Below are 21,566 nucleotides of genomic sequence, written 5' to 3'. Positions count from 1 at the left end.
TCAGTCCTCGGGCTGGTAGCCGAGGTTGGGCCCGAGCCAGCGCTCGGCCTCGGCGAGGGTCCAACCCTTGCGCGCGGCGTAGTCCTCGACCTGGTCGCGACCAAGCCGTCCGACGACGAAGTACTGGCTCTGCGGGTGGGAGAAGTACCAGCCGCTCACGGACGCTCCCGGCTGCATGGCCATCGACTCCGTGAGCTCCATGCCTGCGCGCTCGGCCGCACCGAGGAGCTTGAACAGCGTCTCCTTCTCGGTGTGGTCCGGGCAGGCGGGGTAGCCGGGGGCGGGACGGATGCCGGCGTACTTCTCGGAGATGAGGTCCTCGTTGGACAGGTGCTCGTCACCCGCGTGGCCCCAGAACTCGCGCCGGACCCGCTCGTGCAGGCGCTCGGCGAAGGCCTCGGCCAGCCGGTCGGCCAGCGCCTCCAGGAGGATCCCGCTGTAGTCGTCGAGTTCCTCCTGGAAGGCCTTGATCCGCTCGTGGGTCCCGTGGCCCGCGGTGACGGCGAACCCGCCGACGTAGTCCCGCAACCCGGTCTCCTTGGGCGCGATGAAGTCGGACAGGCACCGGTTGGGCACGCCCTCGCGGTGCTGTCCCTGCTGACGCAACCCATGGATCGTCGTGAGGACGGTCTCGCGGGACTCGTCGGCATACACCTCGATGTCGTCGCCGACGGCGTTCGCGGGGAAGAGGCCGATGACCGCCTTGGCGGTGAGCCACTTCTCCTCGATGATCCTGTCGAGCATCGCGTTGGCGTCCTCGAACAGTTTGCGTGCCGTCTCGCCGGTCGCCGGGTTGGACAGGATGTCGGGGTAGCGCCCCTTCATCTCCCAGGCCTGGAAGAACGGTGTCCAGTCGATGTAACGGCGCAGCTCCTCGATCGGGTAGCTGATGAACTCCCTGGTGAACTGGGCTGCGGCCCGGTGCCACTTCGTGTCGGCCTTGCCCGACCACACGTCCTTGCTCTGTTGGGCGAGCAGGTGCGGACGAACCGGCCGGTATGCCGTCCAGTCGATGGGGGTGTGTGCCTTGCGTGCCGCGTCGATCGAGACCAGAGGGCGTTCGGTCGACTTGGCGGCATGGCGGGCACGCATGGAGTCGTAGTCGGCCTTGATCGTCTGCAGGAGTGGCTCGCGCTGGGTCGCCGACAGCAGCTGGCTGGCGACGGGCACCGACCGTGACGCGTCCTTGACCCAGACGACAGGTCCGGAGTACTGACCGTCGACCTTGACCGCGGTGTGCGCCCGGGACGTCGTCGCGCCACCGATGAGCAGGGGGATGGTGAAGCCCTGGCGTTCCATCTCCTGGGCCACGCGCACCATCTCGTCGAGCGAAGGCGTGATGAGGCCGGAGAGGCCGATGATGTCGGCGCCCTTCTCCTTGGCCGTGTCCAGGATCTTCTGGGTCGGCACCATGACACCGAGGTCGATGACGTCGTAGTTGTTGCACTGCAGCACGACCCCGACGATGTTCTTGCCGATGTCGTGGACGTCGCCCTTGACCGTGGCCATGACGATGAGGCCCTTGCTGTTCTGGGTGGAGACGCCGGAGCGCTCCTTCTCGGCCTCGATGTAGGGGATGAGGTGCGCGACCGCCTTCTTCATGACGCGCGCCGACTTCACGACCTGGGGGAGGAACATCTTGCCCGCGCCGAAGAGGTCGCCGACCACGCCCATGCCGTCCATGAGCGGACCCTCGATGACCTCGATGGGCTTGCCATCGGCCGCCTCGATCTCCTGGCGCAGGAGCTCGGTGTCCTCGACGACGAAGTCGTCGATGCCCTTGACGAGCGAGTGGGTGATGCGTTCGCGCACGGGCAGCCCGCGCCACTCGGCCTCGGTGACCTCGGGTGCGGCCTCGCCGGTGTTGTTGAACCGGTCGGCGATCTCGACCAGTCGCTCGGTCGAGTCGGGGCGGCGGTTGAGGACGACGTCCTCGATGCGTTCGCGCAGCTCGGGGTCGACGTCGTCGAGGACGACGAGCGCTCCGGCGTTGACGATGCCCATGTCCATGCCGGCCTGGATGGCGTTGTAGAGGAAGACCGCGTGGATCGCCTCGCGCACGGGGTTGTTGCCCCGGAACGAGAAGGAGACGTTGGAGACGCCACCGGAGACGAGCGCCCCGGGCAGGTTCTCCTTGATCCACCGGGTCGCTTCGATGAAGTCGGTCCCGTAGGCCGCGTGCTCCTCGATGCCCGTGGCCACCGCGAAGATGTTGGGGTCGAAGATGATGTCGTGCGGGTCCATGCCGACCTCTTGGGTCAGCAGGTCGTAGGCGCGCTGGCAGATGACCTTGCGGCGCTCGAGCGAGTCGGCCTGACCCTCCTCGTCGAAGGCCATGACGACGACCGCCGCGCCGTACTTGTGGCAGAGGCGGGCGTGCTCGAGGAAGGGCTCGACGCCCTCCTTCATGGAGATCGAGTTGACGATCGGCTTGCCCTGGGAGCACTTGAGGCCGGCCTCGATGACCTCCCACTTGCTGGAGTCGATCATCAGCGGCACGCGACAGATGTCGGGCTCGCTCCCGATGAGCTTGACGAAGCGGTCCATCGCGGCGACGCCGTCGATCATCCCCTCGTCCATGTTGATGTCGATGACCTGGGCGCCCGCCTCGACCTGTTGCCGCGCGACGGACAGGGCAGCCGGGTAGTCCTCTTCCTTGATGAGGCGACGGAAGCGAGCCGACCCGGTGATGTTGGTGCGCTCGCCGACGTTGACGAAGAGCGAGCTCTCGTCCACCGTGAGTGGCTCGAGCCCGCTGAGGCGCAGGGCTCCGGGGACCTCGGACGGGACGCGCGGGTTGCCCTTGGCGGCCGCCTCGGCGATGGCCTCGATGTGCTCCGGCGTCGTGCCGCAACAGCCACCGAGGATGTTGACGAGCCCGCTCGTGGCGAACTCGCCGACGACCGACGCCATCTGGTCCGGGGTCTCGTCGTACTCACCGAAGGCGTTGGGCAGACCGGCGTTGGGGTAGGCCGACACGAAGCAGCCGGCGATGCGTGAGAGCTCGGCGATGTAGGGGCGGAGCTCGTCGGGGCCGAGGGCGCAGTTGAGGCCGACCACGAGGGGGCGGGCATGGCGCACGGAGTTCCAGAAGGCTTCGGTGACCTGACCCGACAGCGTGCGCCCGGAGGCGTCCGTGATCGTGCCCGAGATGATGACCGGCCAGCGCCGACCCAGGTCGTCGAAGAGGGTCTCGACGGCGAAGATCGCCGCCTTGGCGTTGAGGGTGTCGAAAATCGTCTCGATGATGAGCGCGTCCGCGCCGCCGTCGACGAGGCCGCGTGCCTGCTCGAGGTAGGCCTCGACGAGCTGGTCAAAACTGACGTTGCGTGCACCCGGGTCGTTGACGTCCGGGGAGATGGAGGCGGTGCGCGTGGTCGGCCCGAGCGCGCCCATGACCCATCGCGGGCGCCCGGTCTCGGCAGCCACCTCGTCGCACGCACGGCGGGCCAACCGGGCTGCCTCGAGGTTCATCTCGTAGGCGATGTCGGCCATGTCGTAGTCCGCCAGCGAGATCCGCTGGGCGTTGAACGTGTTCGTCTCCACGAGGTCCGCACCGGCGAGGAGGTAGGCGCGGTGGATTCCCTCGATGATCGACGGGTTCGTCAGGCTGAGAAGGTCGTTGTTGCCCCGGAGGTCGCTGGGCCAGTCCGCGAACCGCTCACCGCGGTAGTCCTCCTCGGACAGACCCTCCCGCTGGATCATCGTTCCCATCGCACCGTCGAGCACGAGAACGCGCTCGGTCAGGGCGGCCGTCAGGGCGGCCGTCGCATCCGGACGGTGGTCGACCGCGGTGTCCACGGGCGACAGTTCGGTGGGGGAGGAAGTCACCTGCCCCAGTATGCCGTCGTGCTTGTAGGGTCGCGGCGTGGCCGCACCCAATGAGACATCGTCCTCCGGGTCCTCCGGCTTCGTCATCGCCCGCATCGGCGGTGTCCCTGTGCAGATCGGCGCGAGCTGGCTCCTGTTGGCCGCCGTCATCACCTACATCGTCGGCAGTGGTGCGCCCGAGCTCGGCGCCGTGGCCTACGTCGTCGGTGTGGCCTATGCGATCTCGCTCCTCGTCTCGGTCCTCGTGCACGAGGGCGCCCACGCCGGCATGGCCCGTGCACTCGGGTTCCCGGTCCACCGAGTGGTGGCCGACCTCTGGGGTGGGCACACGGCATACGACGCACGTCTTTCGACGCCCGGAAGGGCGGCGGCGATCGCCGTCGTCGGCCCGGTCGCCAACGGGGCACTGGCCCTCGTCGCGTGGATCGCGTCGCTCGCCGTCAGTGCGGACGTGCCGAGCCGGATCCTCTTCGGCATCGCGTTCGTCAACCTGCTGCTCGCGGGCTTCAACCTGCTCCCCGGCCTGCCCCTCGACGGAGGACAGCTCGTCGACGCCCTGGTGTGGAAGCTCACCGGGCGACGCGAGAAGGGCCTCATCGCCGCCGGCTGGACCGGCCGGGTCGTGACCCTCGGCGTCATCGGATGGTTCGTCGTGCGCCCACTGGTCGAAGGCAGCCAACCGTCGCTGACCTCCATCATCTGGATGGGGCTCATCTGCGTCTTCATGTGGCAGGGAGCCACCGGCGCCATCCGCACCGGCCAGGCGAGGCAAATGCTCGCCCGGGGCACCGTGGCGCAGGTCGTGCGCCCGGTTCCGGTGCTGCGCGGCAGCGACCTGCTCGAGGCGGCCGCCGCCACCGGAGGCCTCGCCGTCGTCGTCGACGAATCCGGGCGCCCCACCTCGCTGGTCCTCCCGCAGGACGCCCAGACCGTGCCGCGCGAACGATGGGCCAGCACGCCCGCCTCCGCCCTTGCCAGGGTGCAACCCGAACGATGGGTCGCCGACACCAGGCCACAGGATGACCTCACCGCCGTCGTCACCGCGATCCAGGAATCCACGAGCAACGTCGTCGTGGCTGTCGAGGGTGGTCGGGTCCTCGGGCTCGTCACCGTCGAGGCGGTCAACGCGGCCATCGCCGCCAACTAGACTCCACCCTCATGAGTGCGACCGGTTCTGACCTGCGACGTGGACCCTTTGCCGAAGGTGAGCGGGTGCAGCTCACCGACGCCAAGGGGCGGCTCCACACCATCACGCTGGCGCCCGGCAAGCAGTTCCACACCCACCGCGGCTACCTGCAGCACGACGACCTCATCGGCTCGCCCGACGGCTCGACCGTGAGCAACACTGCCGGCTTCCAGTACCTCGCGCTGCGGCCGCTGCTCTCCGACTACGTCATGTCCATGCCGCGCGGCGCCGCCGTGGTCTATCCCAAGGACGCCGGCCAGATCGTCACCTTCGCCGACATCTTCCCCGGTGCCGTCGTCGTCGAGGCCGGTGTCGGCTCGGGCGCACTGTCGATGTCACTGCTGCGGGCCGTGGGCGAGACGGGCAAGCTCCACTCCTTCGAGCGCCGCGAGGACTTCGCCGCCATCGCCATGGCCAACGCCCGCACCTATTTCGGTGAGGACCACCCGGCGTGGACCGTCACGGTCGGCGACCTCGTCGAGGCCCTGCCCCAGAACGTCGAGCCCGGAACCGTCGACCGCGTCGTCCTCGACATGCTCGCCCCCTGGGAGTGCCTCGACGTCGTCGGTGAGGCGCTCGCGCCCGGTGGTGTGCTCATCTGCTACGTCGCCACCGCCACGCAGCTGTCCAAGGTCGCCGAAGCCATGCGTGACGCCGGCAACTGGACCGAGCCCTCGGCGTGGGAGTCGCTCGTGCGCGGATGGCACCTGGAGGGCCTCGCCGTCCGCCCCGAGCACCGCATGCACGGCCACACGGGCTTCCTCATCACCACGCGTCGACTGGCGCCCGGAGTCACCCCGCCACTGCGCAAGCGCCGCCCCGGCAAGGGCTACGAGGGCACCGAAGATGCCGAGGGCAACCCCATCGAGGGCCTGCCCGGTTCGACTGATGAGGAGTGGACCTCGGAGGCCATCGGCGAACGTGTTCCGTCCGACAAGCGAGTCCGCAAGGTCCGTCGCAGCATCACGGGTTAGCGTTGAGGGGCCAGCAGAGCTTCAGGAGGCCCCGATGACCGAGTTCACTCCGTCCGAACGCGATGCCACGCGCCGTCTTGAAGGCACCGTGAACGACCTGCGTTCGCAGGTCAACACCGTGTCGGCACAGAACGAGCGACTCGTGCGCACCCTGCGTGACGCTCGCGAGCAGATCGTCACGCTCAAGACCGAGGTCGACCGTCTCGGGCAGCCGCCCTCGGGCTACGGCATCGTCGCCGAGACCTTTCCCGACAAGACGGTCGACGTGCTCACTGGCGGCCGCAAGATGCACGTTGCCGTGAGCCCGACGATCGATGCGAGCGACATCGAGGTCGGTCGCGAGGTCATGCTCAACGAGGCGATGAATGTCGTTGCGGTGCATGGCTTCGAGCGTGCTGGCGAGATCGTCCTCCTCAAGGAGATCCTCGACGACGGCCGAGTTCTCGTCCTCTCGCGTGCCGACGAAGAGCGGGTATGCCGCGTGGCTGCGTCCCTCAAGGACGTCAAGTTGCGTGTCGGAGACGCCCTCCTCCTCGAGTCGCGCAGCGCGTTCGTCTACGAGCAGATCCCTCGGGCCGAGGTCGCCGACCTCGTCCTCGAAGAGGTGCCCGACATCGCCTACGACGACATCGGGGGCCTGGGCAGCCAGATCGAGCTCATCCGTGACGCCGTCGAGCTGCCCTACCTTCACCCGGATCTGTTCACCGAGCACCACCTCAAGGCCCCCAAGGGTGTGCTCCTCTACGGCCCTCCCGGCTGTGGCAAGACGATGATCGCCAAGGCCGTCGCCGCCTCCCTGTCGCGCAAGATCGCGGAGAAGGAAGGGCGTGAGCCGGGCAAGAGCTATTTCCTCAACATCAAGGGCCCCGAGCTGCTCAACAAGTATGTCGGTGAGACCGAGCGCCACATCCGGCTCATCTTCCAGCGAGCTCGCGAGAAGTCCTCCGAAGGTTTCCCCGTCGTCGTGTTCTTCGACGAGATGGACAGCCTCTTCCGCACCCGTGGATCGGGCGTCTCCAGCGACGTCGAGACCACGATCGTCCCGCAGCTCCTCAGCGAGATCGATGGTGTCGAAGGCCTCGAGAACGTCATCGTCATTGGCGCCAGCAACCGCGAGGACATGATTGACCCGGCCATCCTGCGCCCTGGCCGCCTCGACGTGAAGATCAAGATCGAGCGCCCCGATGCCCAGGCCTCGACCGAGATCTTCCTCAAGTACCTCACCCCCGACCTGCCGCTCCACACCGACGACCTCGCCGTCAACGGTGGCTCTCCCGAGGCCACGGTCGAGGCCATGACGGAGGCCGTCGTGACCCGTATGTATGCGGAGGACGAGGACAACGAGTTCCTCGAGGTGACCTACGCCGGCGGCGACAAGGAGGTCCTCTACTTCAAGGACTTCAACAGTGGCGCCATGATCCAGAACATCGTCGACCGCGCCAAGAAGATGGCCATCAAGGACTTCCTCACCACGGGTCACCGCGGCCTGCGCGTCGACCACCTCCTGGCGAGCTGCGTCGACGAGTTCAAGGAGAACGAGGACCTTCCGAACACGACCAACCCCGACGACTGGGCGAGGATCTCGGGCAAGAAGGGTGAGCGGATCGTCTACATCCGCACGCTCATCAAGACCAAGGAAGGCAACGAGCCCGGCCGCTCGATCTCCACGATCGCCAACACCGGCCAGTACCTCTGAGCCTGCCCAGACCGGCAGTTGAGAACCAGGACGATTTTCGTCCGGATCCCGTGCAAGGCTCGGCGGCATGAAGACCACTGCACACGTTTCGGTGACCCGTGCGCAGGCCCTGTCGTGGCGGACGGAGCGACAGTTCCTCGGACCCTTGGTGTCGCGGTCAGCAGCGGAGGTTGTGGGTCGTCTGGGTGCAGTGCTCTCCATGGACGAGTCCCTGGCCGAGCTCGCGGTCCACGCCCGTAGCAGCTCGGTGCAGTCGGGAGATCTGACGAGGGCCCTCGCGGCAGGCGAGGTGATCAAGGCCTTCGCGTTCCGGGGAGCCGTGCACTACCTTTCGCCGGAAGAGGGTGGTGTCTACCTGTCCCTCCGACAAGCAGGTCGACAGTGGGAGCTGCCGAGCTGGGTGGAGCACTACCAGCTGACGCCCTCCGACTGGCCGGACTTCAGGGCCGCAGTGCGGGAGGCACTGGCCGACGGACCGCTCACCGTTGCCGAGCTCGGCGAGGCGGTGGCGAAGCACCGTGCCTACCAGCACCTGCGACCGGTCTTCGACGACGGAGCGGGAACGCTGATCAAACCCCTGAGCTGGCAGGGGGACCTGACTCTGGGGCCGCGGCGGGAGGGACGCCTGACGCTGCAGCTCCTCGAGAGCAACCCCCGGTGGGGCGGCATCCCTGAGCTCGACGTCGCCGGTCCACGAGCGATCAAGGCCTACTTCAGCGTCTATGGGCCGGCGTCGCTCGACAACCTCGACCACTGGCTGGGAAAGGGTCTGAGCGCTGGGCGCAAGAGGCTTGGCGGGTGGCTCGACGACCTCGGGGACGAGTTGGTCCCCGTCGACCTCGAGGGAGGACTTGCCTACGTGGCGCGGCAGGATGTTGACGCCCTTGAGGCTGCCACGCCCTCGGACGTGGTTCGGCTCCTCCCCGGGCACGACCAATGGATCATGGGGCCCGGAACGAGCGATGGCCACGTGACACCGCCGGCACACCGAGATCTGATGACTCGAAAGGCGAACCCCGTCATCGATGGGGGTGTCGTGTGCGGCACGTGGGCTCGCGCCCGCGACGCCGTGACAGTGACCTGGCTCGGTCCGGGACGGCGCCCAGAGGCGGCCCTTGCGAGTGAGGTCGACCGCTTGGCCGAGCTGCTGGGCAGGGACCTGACCCTGCAGGGGTGACCCCATCGGGCGGCCCCGACGAGCAGGCGGCCGGGGAGGGCGGGCCCCCTGCGCGTGAGCATGATGTGTCCATCGGGGTGGCCAGATAGAACCATTTTGCTCGCGCTGCGCGAGTTCTAGCGTCACGAGCGCACGGGGCAAATTCCTTCGCGACAGACGTCAATCGCTGATGCCCGTGCGTCGGCTCGTCGCGACACAATGCTTGGAGAGTCTCATGACATCTCAGCACGTGCGCCCCATGTTGAGTCGCTGGTGCGCCCTGACGGGGATCGGGGTGGTCGTCGCGGCGATGGGGCTCACGCCCAGCGCCGCCGCAGCGCCCTACGCGGCTGTTGCGTCGGTCTCGCCGGGGGTGCAGTATCTCGGCGACTCCACCGGCGTCACCTTCACGTTCATGGTGGCGAACACGGGGACGGCGGACTCCATCGGCGCCGTCGAGATCGACCGACCGGGCAAACAGTGGCAGATCACCGGCTGTCCGTCCGCGCCCACCGGATGGAGCGCGCAACGCTCCGACACTGCATGCCGCTTCCGCAGTGCAGCCGGCACCGGCGACGACATCGCGCCGGGTCAGCAGACCACGGCCTTCCGGGTCACCGCCGTCGTGGCGCCCGGGACGCAGAACCTCACCGGAACCTGGCCGGTGAAGGTGAGCCGCTCCAGCAACTTCGACACCAAGAGCAAGCTCATTGCCGCAGCGTCCACCTCGCCCGGCCTCGGAATCACGGCACACTCCTTCCAGATCCTCGACGCGGTCGTCGACCCCGCGACGAGCACGGTGGGAAGCGCCTGTCCGTCGCCGGCCAAGAGTGCTGTCACCGGGAGTGCTGGGCACACGATCGTCATCTGCGGCCGCAACCGCACCACCGGCACGCTGACACCGACAGCAGCCCAGTCCAGCCTGGGGGGAACCTTCCTCGCGGGGCAGGGGGCCTTCTCCTCAGGTCCCGTTGCGCCCACCACCGCGAGCGTCGTGCTCGGCAGGTGGAGCAATGTCACCATCACCACGCTCGCCGGTCCGGGCAAGACCGTCATCGCGAAGATCGGCTCTGCGACCAACCGCACCTCGCCGCTGACGACGCTCACCGGCTACACGGCGCTCAACACCCCGCCGAACGCCAGCGACGACGCCGTGACGATCGACGAGGACAGCTCGACCTCGTTCGATCCGCGGACGAACGACTCGGACCCGGACGGTGACGCCTTCACGATCTCCGCGATCGGCACCACCGGCACGCAGGGCGCTGTCACCATCACGGGCGGCGGAACCGGGCTGACCTACGACCCGGACGGGAAGTTCGACAACCTCGCACCCGGCGAGCAGGACACGGACACCTTCACGTACACGATCACCGACGCCTTCGGCGGCTCCGACAGCGCAACCGTCACCGTCACGGTCACCGGACTGGCGGATCCTCCTGTCGCCGTGAACGACTCCAAGACCGTGGTCGAGGACGCCCCAGCAACGACGGTGGACGTGCTGGCCAACGACACGGACGTTGATGGTGGGCCGATGTCGATCGCGTCGGTGACGCAGCCCGCGAACGGGACTGTGGTGATCACCGGTGGTGGCACGGGCCTGACCTATGAGCCGGACGCCGGCTACTGCAATTCGGTCGCCGGTCCCGCTGACCCGTTCACCTACACCTTGGCGCCAGGTGGTTCGAGCGCGACCGTGTCGGTGACGGTGACCTGCGTGGATGACCTGCCGGTCGCGGTCGACGACGCCAAGACCGTGGTCGAGGATGCTGCAGCGACGGCAGTCGACGTGTTGGCCAACGACACCGATGTCGACGGTGGTCCCATCTCCATCGCGTCGGTGACCCAGCCTGCGAACGGGACCGTGGTGATCACCGGCGGTGGCACGGGCCTGACCTATCAGCCGGATGCGAGCTACTGCAACAACCCGCCCGGCACGACCCCGGACACCTTCACCTACACACTCACGCCCGGTGGTTCCACGGCGATCGTGTCGGTGACGGTGACCTGCGTGGATGACCTTCCGGTCGCGGTCGACGACGCCAAGACCCTGGTCGAGGATGCCGCAGCGACAGCCGTCGACGTGCTGGTCAACGACACCGATGTCGACGGTGGTCCCATCTCCATCACGTCAGTCACCCAGCCGACAAATGGGACCGTGGTGATCACCGGCGGCGGCACCGGCCTGACCTATCAGCCGGACGCGAACTACTGCAACAACCCGCCCGGCACGACCCTGGACACGTTCACCTACACGCTCTCGCCCGGCGGCTCCACGGCGACCGTCAGCCTGACCGTGACCTGCGTCAACGACCCACCGAACGCGGTCGACGACGCCAAGACCGTGGTCGAGGACGCCGCAGCGACAGCAGTCGACGTTCTCGCCAACGACACCGACCCAGACGGTGACCCGATCTCCATCACCTCGGTGACCCAGCCTGCGAACGGGACGGTGGCGATCACCGGCGGCGGCACGGGCCTGACCTACGACCCGAACGCGAACTACTGCAACGACCCACCCGGATCCACTCCGGACACCTTCACCTACACCGTCAACGGCGGGTCCACGGGCACCGTCAGCGTCATGGTCACCTGCGTGGACGATCTTCCCGTCGCAGTCGACGACTCCGAACAGGTCACGCTGAATGCGACCGCGACCGCCCTCATGGTCCTGGCCAATGACACGGACGTTGACGGTGGGGCGCTGTCGATCGCGTCGGTGACGCAGCCGACGAACGGGACCGTGGTGATCACCGGCGGTGGCACGGGCCTGACCTATGAGCCGGACGCTGGCTACTGCGACGATCCGCCCGGCACGACACCGGACACGTTCACCTACACCCTCAACGGCGGTTCGACCGCGATGGTGAGCGTGAGGGTCGTGTGCGATGACCCACCGGTCGCAGTCGATGACGCCAAGACCGTGGTCGAGGACGCCGCAGCGACAGCAGTCGACGTGTTGGCCAACGACACCGACGTCGACGGTGGTCCCATCTCCATCGCGTCGGCGACCCAGCCGACAAACGGGACCGTGGTGATCACCGGCGGTGGCACGGGCCTGACCTATCAGCCGGATGCGAGCTACTGCAACAACCCGCCCGGCACGACCCTGGACACCTTCACCTACACACTCACGCCCGGTGGCTCGACAGCGACCGTGTCAGTGACGGTCACCTGCGTGGACAACCTTCCGGTCGCGGTCGACGACGCCAAGACCGTGGTCGAGGATGCTGCAGCGACGGCAGTCGACGTGTTGGCCAACGACACCGATGTCGACGGTGGTCCCATCTCCATCGCGTCGGTCAACCAGCCGACAAACGGGACCGTGGTGATCAGCGGCGGCGGCACCGGCCTGACCTATCAGCCGGACGCGAACTACTGCAACAACCCGCCAGGCACGACCCTGGACACCTTCACCTACACACTCACGCCCGGTGGCTCCACGGCGACCGTCAGCCTGACCGTGACGTGCGTCAACGACCCACCGAACGCGGTCGACGACGCCACGAGTGTGGGCGAAGGCGCTGCCGGCGCAGCCGTCCCAGTACTCGCCAACGACACCGACCCGGACCCCACCGACGTGCTTTCCGTGACCTCGGTCGACACGACCGGGACCATCGGCGGGGTCAGCCTGGTCGGCGGGGTGGTCACCTACAACCCCAACGGCCAGTTCGAGTACCTTGCCGCCGGGGCGACCGCCACCGACACCTTCAGCTACACCGTCTCGGACGGGAACGGCGGAACGGACACAGCCGTGGTGACGGTGACCGTCACCGGGGCCAACGACCCCCTCGTCGCCGTGAACGACACCGGGACGACGGACGAGGACACCACCCTCAGCCAGAGCGCACCGGGCGTCCTCGCCAACGACACCGATCCCGACACGGGGGACACCAGGACCGTCACCCGGCTCAACGGAAGCGCAACTCTGACGGGCACGTCGACCAGCGGGGCTGCCGTGTCGATCGCCGCCAATGGCTCCTTCACCTACAACCCCGGCGGCCTCTTCCAGGGCTTGTCGACGGGACAGTCCGCAACGGACACCTTCACCTACACGGCTCAGGACGGGAGCGGGGCACAGAGCACAGCGACCGTGACCATCACGATCAATGGTGTCTCGGATGCCCCGACGGCCGTGACCGACTCCTTCCAGACGCACGGCAACACCAACCTGTTCGTCGGGACGTCACGACCGGTAGGCGAGGCGGGCAAGGTGCTCACCGGGTCCGTCCTCACCAACGACACCGACCCTGACACCGCCCAGGCCAACCTGGTTGCGGAGCCCGTGACGAACGCGCCGACGACACTCGGCGGCAGCATCACGATCGAGTCCGACGGCAACTTCACCTTCTACCCCGACGACGGGGACTCCGGCGTCACCGACTCGTTCACCTATCGGGTGTGCGACGCCTCGCCCTGCAACGCGAGCACCGTTGCCAATGCAACGGGCACCCTGAACCTTCCCATCAGCAGCTCGCAGGTCTGGTACGTGAGGAACAACGCAGTGGCCGGAGGCGACGGCACTTCTGAGGCGCCGTTCGACACCCTGGGCGAGGCCGAGACAGCCGCCGACGCCGGCGACACGACCTACGTCTTCGACGGTGACAACACCTCGCTCAACCTCGGTTCCGGGTTCGTGATGGCTGCGGGCGAACGGCTGTTGGGGGAGGCCGTCACCCTCCAGGTGGGTGCCGACGTCCTCTACACGGGCGTTCCGGCGAACCGCCCGACGCTCACCGCCAACGACGAGGACGTGGTGACGCTGGCGAACGCGACCACCGTGCGCGGTGTCCAGCTCGACCCACAGGGCGCGGGCGGAGGCATCGCGGGCATCGGCACCGCTTCTGGTCCGGGCACGAGCACGATCGCCGACGTGCGCATCATCGACACCGGGACGGCTGGAACGCAGCCAGGTCTCGAGCTCGACGGCGTGGAGGGCACCTACGACATCTCCGACCTCACCGTCGACAACTCAGCAGCGACTGGCCAGACCGCCGGCTCGATCGGAGTCCGGCTCAATCGCAACATCCTCGGCTTCACGGCGAACTTCGCATCGGCCGGGACGATCTCCCTCACGACCAAGGGCGCGAAGGCTCTCGAGGTGACAGGCGCCAACATGGGCCTGGCCAGTGTCTTCGACGACATCACGGTCACCGGCTCACCCACCGGCGGTGTCTCGATGGTGAACAGTCTTGGTTCGGGCACGGCCTTTGGTGACGGCGTCGGAGTCGACCTTGCATTGACGACGACGGGCGGGTCCGCGTTCAACCTCCAGGGCACCGGCACGGTCTCCGTGCCCGCTGCCGGGACGGCGAACGTGAATGCGACGGCCGGGGCCGGGGTCTTCGTCAACGGTTCGTCCGGATCCTCCCTGGCGTTCGACGACGTCACCGTGGTGAGCAACCCCAGCGGTGTCGGGATCGCGGCTGTGGCCCTGGGCACTGGGTCGTTCAGCGCAGCAACCGGAAGCATCTCCAACACCGCCGGAACGGCGTTCACCACCGGAACCGGCAACGGCCCGATCAGCTATGGCGGCACGATCAACAACGGCTCCGGCAGGAGCGTGGAGGTCTCGGCCCGCACAGGTGGCACCGTGACCCTGACCGGCAACATCAACGACACGAACGATGTCGGTGGCGGGATCTTCGTCACGGGCAACTCGGGCGGCTCAACGGTCCTGAGCGGCACGACGAAGACCTTGAACACCGGCAGCGAGAAGGCGGTGGACTTCAGCAGCAGCGACGGTCACACGCTGACCCTCTCCGGCGGTGGCCTGGACATCGACACGGTCTCGGGGACAGGCGTCGACGCGGCCAGTTCCGGGACGCTGAACATCACCGGCGCAGGCAACACCATCGACACCAGCGCGGGCAAGGCGTTGAGTGTCTCGGACACCGATGTCGGGCCCAGTCCGTTGTCGTTGCAACGCATCTCCTCGCTGGGGGGTGCAGGGATCACCCTCAGCAACACCGGCTCCAACAACGCCCTCGTGGTCGCGAGCAGCGGCTCGGGCACCTGTACTGCCGCTGACCAGAGCGGTTGCACAGGTGGAGAGATCCGCAGCGCCACCGGTGTCGACGACAGCGGAGCGCTGCCTACCGGCACGGGCATCGTCCTCAACAACACCCGGGGAGTCTCGCTCACCCGGATGCACCTCCACGATCACTCCAACTACGGCATACGCGGCACGTCCGTGGTCGGCTTCTCAATGGTGGACAGTGTGGTCAACGGCGTGAACGGCACCAACGGAACCACGACCTTCAAGGACGGCAGCGTCCGCTTCGTGGAGCTGACCGGCACGGTGGCCATGACCAACGTGGCGCTCAGCGGCGGGTACTTCACCAACCTCATGGTCGACAACACCGCGGGAATCCTCAACGGAACCTTCGACAATGTCGACAGCGGGACGATCAACGCCACTGGCGGCGACGACGCGGTCCAGTTCGAGGGCATCGGCACATCGACGATGAACGTGGACTACAAGAACAGCGCGATCGGCACGGCGACGGGTGACCTCTTCCAGTACATCGGCGACGGGACGGGCGGTGGGAACCTCGACCTCACGTCCAACGCGTTCACCAACAACGAGCCGAGCATCGCCACCGGTGGTGGCGGTGTCGCGATCGTGGCCGGCGCCAAGGGCGCTGCGACGCTCGACATCGTGAGCAACACGTTCCGGGACTCGCTGACGAACGCCCTGACGGTGATCAAGAGCGCGGATGCGACGGCCGGGACGAACCCCCTGGTCAGCAACATCACCGGGAACACCATCGGTGTCGCAGCCACGGCCAACTCCGGCTCGTTCGAGGGTGACGGCATGGAGATCACGACGTTCGGCGACGGCAACGCGACGTTCAACGTGCTGAACAACAACATCAGCCAGTACAACTCCAGCGGTATTCAGTTCGTCGCCGGATCTGGTGTGACGGCCACGGGTCAGATGAACCTCAACGTCAGCGGCAACGTGGTCGGCAATCCGGGTACCAACCCGTTGATCACCCTGTTGCAGGGCATTCGCGTCGACAGCGGTGTCGACACGGCCGACACGTTCTCCACCTGTGTGAAGTTCGGCGCGAACTCCATCAGTGGTGCGGGAGGAAGCGCCGGGCGCGACTTCCGGTTGGTCGCGAGCCAGCAGACGACACTGCGCCAGCCCGGCTACGTGGGTGGCAGCACCGACGGCACGGCGTTCGCCAACTACGCCGCTTCACTCATCGGCAGCGGAGCCGCGGGCACAGCCGTGGCCAACGCACCAGGCACGTTCAGCGGGGCGGGGTCCACCTGCCCCTGATCCACCTCGCCCGACTCGGGCCCGACCAGAAGGAGACACCGCGATGGCAGAACCGTACCTGTCGGAGATCAGGCTGTTCTCGTTCAACTACGTGCCACGAGGTTGGGCGATGTGCAACGGGCAGCTGCTGCCGATCAACCAGAACCAGGCGCTGTTCTCCCTGCTCGGCACGATCTACGGCGGCAATGGTCAGACCACGTTCGCGTTGCCGGACCTGCGCTCACGGGTGCCGATCAGCGAGGGCGCTGGCCATTCGCTGGGTGAGGTCGCCGGCGAGCAGGCGCACACCCTCACGACCAACGAGATGCCGACCCATGGCCATGCGATGAACGGGTCGACGACGGCATCGGGCGGGTCGGACGATCCCACTGGTCGCTTCCTCGGCAGCGCGAGCAATCTCTATCACTCGCCGGTGAGTTTTCAGACCCTCAACCCCGGGACGATCACGAACACCGGCGGGAGCCAGGCGCACGAAAACATGCAGCCGTTCCTCACGCTGACCTTCGGCATCGCCCTGCAAGGTATTTTCCCCTCCCCGAACTGAGGTCACGGACATGTCGCAACCCTTCGTCGGCGAAATCAGGATGTTCGCAGGCAACTTCGCGCCGGCAGGCTGGCTGTTCTGCGACGGCCAGCCGCTTTCGATCTCCGAGAACGAGATTCTCTTCCAGCTCATCGGGACGACCTACGGCGGAGATGGGGAGAGCACCTTCATGCTGCCCGACCTTCGGGGCAGGGTCCCGGTGCACCAGGGCAATGGCCTGGTCCTGTCCCAGAACGGCGGAGCGGAGGAGGTCACCCTCACCACGCAGCAGATCCCCTCTCACAACCATCCCGCGATCGGGGCGGCGGTCACGGCCGACCAGGCCAGCGCCGGCGGCGCCCTCCCGGCCAACTCGGTGACCATCACGCCCTACCTCAACACCGCTCCGGACTCGGCATTCAACGCGTCCGCGATCGGACCCGCTGGGGGCTCGCAGCCGCACACGAACCTGCAGCCCTATCTCTGCGTCGACTTCATCATCTCGTTGTTCGGCATCTTCCCCTCACCCACCTAGGAGCCGACATGACTGACCAATTCGTGGCCGAGATCCGCATCTTTCCGTTCAACTTCGCCCCCACTGGTTGGGCGATGTGCAACGGACAGCTCATGCCGATCTCGCAGAACACCGCACTCTTCTCCCTCCTCGGCACGGTCTACGGCGGGGACGGCAAGGTGACCTTCGCGCTCCCTGACCTCAGGGGCGCGGCGCCGATGCATCCCGGGCAAGGTCCGGGGCTCAGCTTCTACGACCTTGGTCAGTCCGGGGGGAGTGAGAGCGTGACCCTGCTGCAGAGCGAGCTCGCCACCCACACCCACCAGATGCAAGGGGCGGCCCAGGACCCGGCCCTCGCGAAGGCGGTCAACCCGTCGGCGTCGTGGTCGCTCAGTCAGGGCGGCGGGATCTACCAGTCGGCGCAGGACACCCAGCTGGCGGCGGAGGCGGTGGCACCTGCGGGCGGCGACCTGCCGCACAACAACATGCAGCCCTACCTGACCGTGAACTTCTGCATCGCGTTGCAGGGCATCTTCCCGCCGCGGAGTTAGCGGACGTCGCCGTGACGGCATCCGCCGTGAGGTTGCGACCCGTCACCGAACGGGACCGCGACTTCCTCGTCGGTGTCTACGGGTCGACTCGCGAGGATGAGCTGGCGTCGGTCGACTGGCCAGAGGGCGCGATGGAGGCGTTCGTGCGTCTTCAGTTCGACGCCCAGGACAGGTCGTACCGAGCCCAGAACCCCCATGGCTGCTTCGACGTGGTCGAGGTCGATGGAATCGACGCAGGACGGATGTACGTCGATCGCCGCCCGGCCGAGATCCGGCTCGTCGACATCTCCCTCCTGCCGCAGTTCCGGAGCCGTGGCATCGGCGGCGACCTCGTCACCCGGCTCACCGACGAGGCTGCGGCGACCGGTCGGATGGTCAGCATGCACGTGGAGATCCACAACCGGGCCGCACTGCTCTATGCCCGTCTGGGCTTCGAGGTGGTGGCCGAGCGTGGCCCCTACCGACGCATGGAGTGGCGTGGCCGATGACCTGCTTCGGCCGCTCGCTCAGGCGAAGGACGCCTCATAGCGGGGCCCGTCAGCGTCTGGCCCCAGCGGCACCAGGAAAAGAACGAAGTCCTCGAGCTCTGCATGCCTCACGTCATACGTGCCCTGGCCCAGAGCAGGCGACAACGGCCCGCGGAAGAGCAGCGAGAACTGCGTCCGCTCCTGCCCATCGGGCCCACGACCACCCGGCTCGTCGCTCGTGACAACTTCCACCAACTCGAGAACGACCGCCACCCCGTCGCCAGCCATCGCGTCGAACCGCTCCCCGACACGCGAGCCAAAGTGCTCATCCGTCAGCCACTCGATCATCGCCACCCCCAGAGGCTAGCTGTACTGACCCGACAGGTTGGTTGAGTGATTGCGATCCGCTGATCTGATCAGTGGCGCGGGAAGGGCCTCCCGCGGTGGAGTGGAACTGCCAAGTCACCACTGCCACACACAGGAGGCCCTCATGTCCCACGCTAACGCCGCTCTGACGGTTCGTCACCGGCTCAAGGTCGCTCAGCTCGTCGTCGATCAGCGAGTCCCGATCAGCGAGGTCGCGGCACGATTCCAATGTTCCTGGCCGACGGTGAAGCGATGGGCCGATCGGTACGCCGCTGGTGAACCGATGAGCGACCGCTCGAGCCGTCCACACGCGATGCCCGCCAAGACGTCTCCCTCGACGACGAAGCGGATCGTGTCGTTGCGGCTGCGCAAACGGTTGGGCCCGGTCCAGCTCGCCGCACACGTGGGGGTTGCACCCTCCACAGTGCACCGGGTGCTCACCAGGTGCCACCTCAACCGGTTGGCGCACGTCGACCGTGCCACCGGGGAGCCGGTGCGCCGTTACGAGCACGAGCGCCCCGGGGACATGCTGCACGTGGACGTCAAGAAGTTCGGAAACATCCCCGACGGTGGCGGGTGGCGCTTCGTGGGCCGAGCCCAAGGCGGGAAGAACCGGGCAGGCACCCCGGGCAAACCGAGGAACAAGCATTACCAGCCGAAGATGGGCCACGCGTTCGTGCACACCGTCATCGATGACCACTCTCGTGTGGCCTACGCCGAGGTCCACGACAACGAAACCGCCGTGACCGCCACTGGTGTCCTACGCCGCGCCGTCGCCTGGTTCGCTGTCCGTGGCATCACCACACGCAGAGTCCTGTCCGACAACGGATCCGCCTACATCTCGCACCTGTGGCGCGACCTGTGCGCCGAGCTCGGGATCAAGCACTCCCGCACCCGACCCCGCCGTCCGCAGACCAACGGCAAGATCTGTGAGCATGTTGGTAGGCGCTGCACCGGCCCGGTCTGACCCCGGCCAAGGTATGACCAAGGTGTCCTGCGTTCGATTTGTCGACCGGTGCTGGTGCAGCGCCGTGGCGCGCACCGGCCAGACGGAACTGACCTGATAGGAGCTTGGACTAGAAGCCCCGTCACAGACCTGTCGTCCGTCCGGCCGGTTCGCCGCATCCGTCAGATCAGCCCTAACGGAGGAGCGAAATCCAGCATGACAACCACCACCGCGACTGTCACCGTGATTGGCGGCGTCGACACCCACAAGCACACCCACTACGCAGCAGCCATCGACGACCACGGCAGGTTGCTCGGCCACCACGAGTTCCCGGCAAACGATTCGGGCTACCAGGCGCTCCTGGGCTGGATTCGCCAGCACGGGACCGTGCAGGCAATCGGCGTCGAGAGCACCGGCTCCTTCGGCGCGACGCTGACCAGGGCGCTCACGACCGCTGGTGAACGAGTGGTCGAAGTCAACCGACCCAACCGGGCAGCCAGGCGCATGGATGGCAAATCTGATCGCCTGGACGCCGAGCAGATCGCGCGCGCCGTACTCGGCGAAACGTCGACAGCAACCCCGAAGGCCAAGTCCGGTGCCGTTGAGGTGATCCGCACCTTACGAGTGACCCGCACCAGTGCCGTGAAAGCGCGCACGCAGGCGTTCAACACCCTGTTCGGGGTAATGATCGGTTCCCCGTCACCGTTGCGTGACGAACTGGTGATCCTCAGCAAACGAACCTTAGTCAACCGCTGCCTCGGGCTACGTCCGGAAACTGATGACCTGCAGTCTTTGGCCCACGACCCCAACCGGATGCTGATGGCAGGGGTCAAGACCGCGCTGCGGGATTTGGCCCGCCGCTGGAAGGGCCTCGACGCCGAGATCAAGACTCTGAACAAGCAGATCGAGGCCCTCGTCCAGGCGGCTGCACCGGAACTGCTGGAGCTGCATGGCGTCGGAGTAGAGATCGCCGGCCAGTTCCTCGTCACCGCCGGTGACAACACTGATCGGATCCGCAACGAGGCCGCGTTCGCGAAGCTTTGCGGTGTCGCGCCTCAACCTGCCAGCAGCGGCCGCACCCGCGGGAGACACCGCCTCAGCCGAGGTGGTGACCGGGCCGCCAACAGCGCGCTGTACATCGTCACGCTCGTCCGGATGCGCCACCACCAACCAACTCGTGAATACGTCGAGCGCCGAACCGCCGAGGGCCTGAGCAAACGCGAGATCATCCGGTGCCTCAAGCGTTACATCGCCCGCGAGGTCTTCAACAACCTGCCCACACCCGCCATCGCGGACCCACTCGCGCGCACGGTCGAAACTGCCGCTTGACGAACATAGGAGCATCGAACGCTTCCACCGCACCATGGCCGACGGGTGGGGATACGCCCGCTGCTACACCTCAGAAACCGAACGACGCCAAGCTCTGCCAGCATGGCTCCACGAGTACAACCACCACCGACCCCACACCGCCTGCGGGAACAAGCCACCCATCACCCGCTTAACCAACCTGTCGGGTCAGTACAGCTAGCCGCGCCCCCCAAGACCCGGGAAGAGCCAGCAACTCGTGACGCGAGGTCGGCCGTGGCATTACGTGGGACGTGCGTCTGGCCGAAGGTCTGGGCGCGCCTGACAACGAGAGTTGAGCGCGCAGCATTCGTGGGCGCGTGCAGACCGCAGGACAGCTAGCGCGTCCCACGCAATGCGAGGACGGACCGCCGACCTAAACGAACCGCGCGATGACGCGCCAGGCAAGCATCGTCACCGCAAGGAAGATCGTGGCCACGACGATGAAGGATGGGGCCGTGCCCGCTGCGGCGAGCCGGCGGAAGAGCATGCCGACCACGACGGTGGCCACGACGACGATCGTGCCGAACTGCCAGGAGCGAGGTGCCGCGTCCGTCGCGATCGAGGCGACGAGGTAGCCCGCTGCGGTGCCGCAGAGAAAGGGTGCCGCGGTCTCGAGGACGCCGACGAGGGTGATCCCGTGCGCGTGCGAGCGTCGCCCGACGAGGGCGAAGATCGCGACGGCCAGCAGGTCGAGGAGTGGGGCGAGGAGGCGACTCAT

The 21,566-nt window shown here is 67.1% G+C and carries 13 protein-coding genes and 2 pseudogenes; 12 read left to right on the top strand and 3 right to left on the bottom strand.

All coding sequences use genetic code 11. The features are described 5' to 3' along the window. The gene (gene metH, locus JNB_RS02995) at positions 1–3,714 is read right to left on the bottom strand and encodes a methionine synthase (RefSeq protein ID WP_305803887.1); all 3,714 of its coding nucleotides are present in this window, start codon (positions 3,712–3,714) and stop codon (positions 1–3) included. A gap of 154 nt (positions 3,715–3,868) precedes the next feature. Between metH and JNB_RS02990 the strand changes: the two genes are divergently transcribed. The 9 genes from JNB_RS02990 (at position 3,869) to JNB_RS02950 (ending at position 18,210) form a co-directional block, all read left to right on the top strand. Next, complete coding sequence (locus JNB_RS02990; protein ID WP_009774921.1) at positions 3,869–4,978, top strand: site-2 protease family protein; 1,110 nt, start codon at positions 3,869–3,871, stop codon at positions 4,976–4,978. A gap of 11 nt (positions 4,979–4,989) precedes the next feature. Then, entirely contained in the window at positions 4,990–5,991 is a 1,002-nt protein-coding gene (locus JNB_RS02985; protein ID WP_009774920.1) for a tRNA (adenine-N1)-methyltransferase, read from the top strand. Further along, a complete protein-coding gene (arc, locus tag JNB_RS02980; protein ID WP_192807985.1) occupies positions 5,906–7,687 on the top strand; it encodes a proteasome ATPase in 1,782 nt (593 codons plus the stop codon). Before JNB_RS02985 ends, arc begins: the two co-directional genes overlap by 86 nt. A gap of 67 nt (positions 7,688–7,754) precedes the next feature. Further along, entirely contained in the window at positions 7,755–8,864 is a 1,110-nt protein-coding gene (locus JNB_RS02975; protein ID WP_009774917.1) for a DNA glycosylase AlkZ-like family protein, read from the top strand. A 214-nt stretch (positions 8,865–9,078) separates the two neighbouring features. Then, positions 9,079–16,134 (top strand): Ig-like domain-containing protein, encoded by a 7,056-nt coding sequence (locus JNB_RS20245; RefSeq protein ID WP_158306117.1) that lies wholly within the window; start codon positions 9,079–9,081, stop codon positions 16,132–16,134. 43 nt (positions 16,135–16,177) lie between these two features. After that, the gene (locus JNB_RS02965; protein WP_009774915.1) at positions 16,178–16,678 is read left to right on the top strand and encodes a phage tail protein; all 501 of its coding nucleotides are present in this window, start codon (positions 16,178–16,180) and stop codon (positions 16,676–16,678) included. A gap of 10 nt (positions 16,679–16,688) precedes the next feature. Beyond that, the gene (locus JNB_RS02960) at positions 16,689–17,192 is read left to right on the top strand and encodes a phage tail protein (RefSeq protein ID WP_009774914.1); all 504 of its coding nucleotides are present in this window, start codon (positions 16,689–16,691) and stop codon (positions 17,190–17,192) included. Between the two features lie 8 nt (positions 17,193–17,200). Next, the gene (locus JNB_RS02955; RefSeq protein WP_009774913.1) at positions 17,201–17,722 is read left to right on the top strand and encodes a phage tail protein; all 522 of its coding nucleotides are present in this window, start codon (positions 17,201–17,203) and stop codon (positions 17,720–17,722) included. 11 nt (positions 17,723–17,733) lie between these two features. Then, positions 17,734–18,210: a GNAT family N-acetyltransferase gene (locus JNB_RS02950; protein ID WP_009774912.1), complete on the top strand. Its 477-nt coding sequence runs from the start codon at positions 17,734–17,736 to the stop codon at positions 18,208–18,210. 18 nt (positions 18,211–18,228) lie between these two features. Here JNB_RS02950 and JNB_RS02945 read toward each other — a convergent pair whose 3' ends face one another. Further along, positions 18,229–18,537, bottom strand: a complete 309-nt coding sequence (locus tag JNB_RS02945) for a hypothetical protein (protein WP_040883537.1) — start codon at positions 18,535–18,537, stop codon at positions 18,229–18,231. Between the two features lie 142 nt (positions 18,538–18,679). Between JNB_RS02945 and JNB_RS02940 the strand changes: the two are divergent. The 3 genes and pseudogenes from JNB_RS02940 to JNB_RS20850 all read left to right on the top strand — a co-directional run. Beyond that, positions 18,680–19,483, top strand: a pseudogene (locus JNB_RS02940) (IS481-like element ISJs1 family transposase); the annotation flags it as partial. A 234-nt stretch (positions 19,484–19,717) separates the two neighbouring features. After that, positions 19,718–20,830, top strand: coding sequence for an IS110 family transposase (locus tag JNB_RS02935; protein WP_009774909.1), 1,113 nt, complete (start codon positions 19,718–19,720; stop codon positions 20,828–20,830). A 10-nt stretch (positions 20,831–20,840) separates the two neighbouring features. Continuing rightward, positions 20,841–21,029 (top strand): annotated as a pseudogene (locus tag JNB_RS20850) (integrase core domain-containing protein); the annotation flags it as partial. 192 nt (positions 21,030–21,221) lie between these two features. Here the strand turns inward: JNB_RS20850 and JNB_RS02930 are convergent. After that, positions 21,222–21,566, bottom strand: coding sequence for a DUF3054 domain-containing protein (locus tag JNB_RS02930; RefSeq protein WP_040884133.1), 345 nt, complete (start codon positions 21,564–21,566; stop codon positions 21,222–21,224).

This window comes from Janibacter sp. HTCC2649 (assembly GCF_000152705.1).
Taxonomy (GTDB): Bacteria; Actinomycetota; Actinomycetes; order Actinomycetales; family Dermatophilaceae; genus Knoellia.
The sequence above is the reverse complement of the archived record's forward strand: the minus strand, read 5'-3'. Positions and strand labels throughout refer to the sequence as shown.

Bases quoted from the DNA above. Each gene is read 5' to 3' on its own strand.
- metH (WP_305803887.1), bottom strand. From the start codon at position 3,714: ATGGGAACGATGATCCAGCGGGAGGGTCTGTCCGAGGAGGACTACCGC.
- JNB_RS02985 (WP_009774920.1), top strand. From the start codon at position 4,990: ATGAGTGCGACCGGTTCTGACCTGCGACGTGGACCCTTTGCCGAAGGT.
- arc (WP_192807985.1), top strand. From the start codon at position 5,906: ATGAGGAGTGGACCTCGGAGGCCATCGGCGAACGTGTTCCGTCCGACA.
- JNB_RS02975 (WP_009774917.1), top strand. From the start codon at position 7,755: ATGAAGACCACTGCACACGTTTCGGTGACCCGTGCGCAGGCCCTGTCG.
- JNB_RS20245 (WP_158306117.1), top strand. From the start codon at position 9,079: ATGACATCTCAGCACGTGCGCCCCATGTTGAGTCGCTGGTGCGCCCTG.
- JNB_RS02965 (WP_009774915.1), top strand. From the start codon at position 16,178: ATGGCAGAACCGTACCTGTCGGAGATCAGGCTGTTCTCGTTCAACTAC.
- JNB_RS02960 (WP_009774914.1), top strand. From the start codon at position 16,689: ATGTCGCAACCCTTCGTCGGCGAAATCAGGATGTTCGCAGGCAACTTC.
- JNB_RS02955 (WP_009774913.1), top strand. From the start codon at position 17,201: ATGACTGACCAATTCGTGGCCGAGATCCGCATCTTTCCGTTCAACTTC.
- JNB_RS02945 (WP_040883537.1), bottom strand. From the start codon at position 18,537: ATGATCGAGTGGCTGACGGATGAGCACTTTGGCTCGCGTGTCGGGGAG.
- JNB_RS02935 (WP_009774909.1), top strand. From the start codon at position 19,718: ATGACAACCACCACCGCGACTGTCACCGTGATTGGCGGCGTCGACACC.
- JNB_RS02930 (WP_040884133.1), bottom strand. From the start codon at position 21,566: ATGAGTCGCCTCCTCGCCCCACTCCTCGACCTGCTGGCCGTCGCGATC.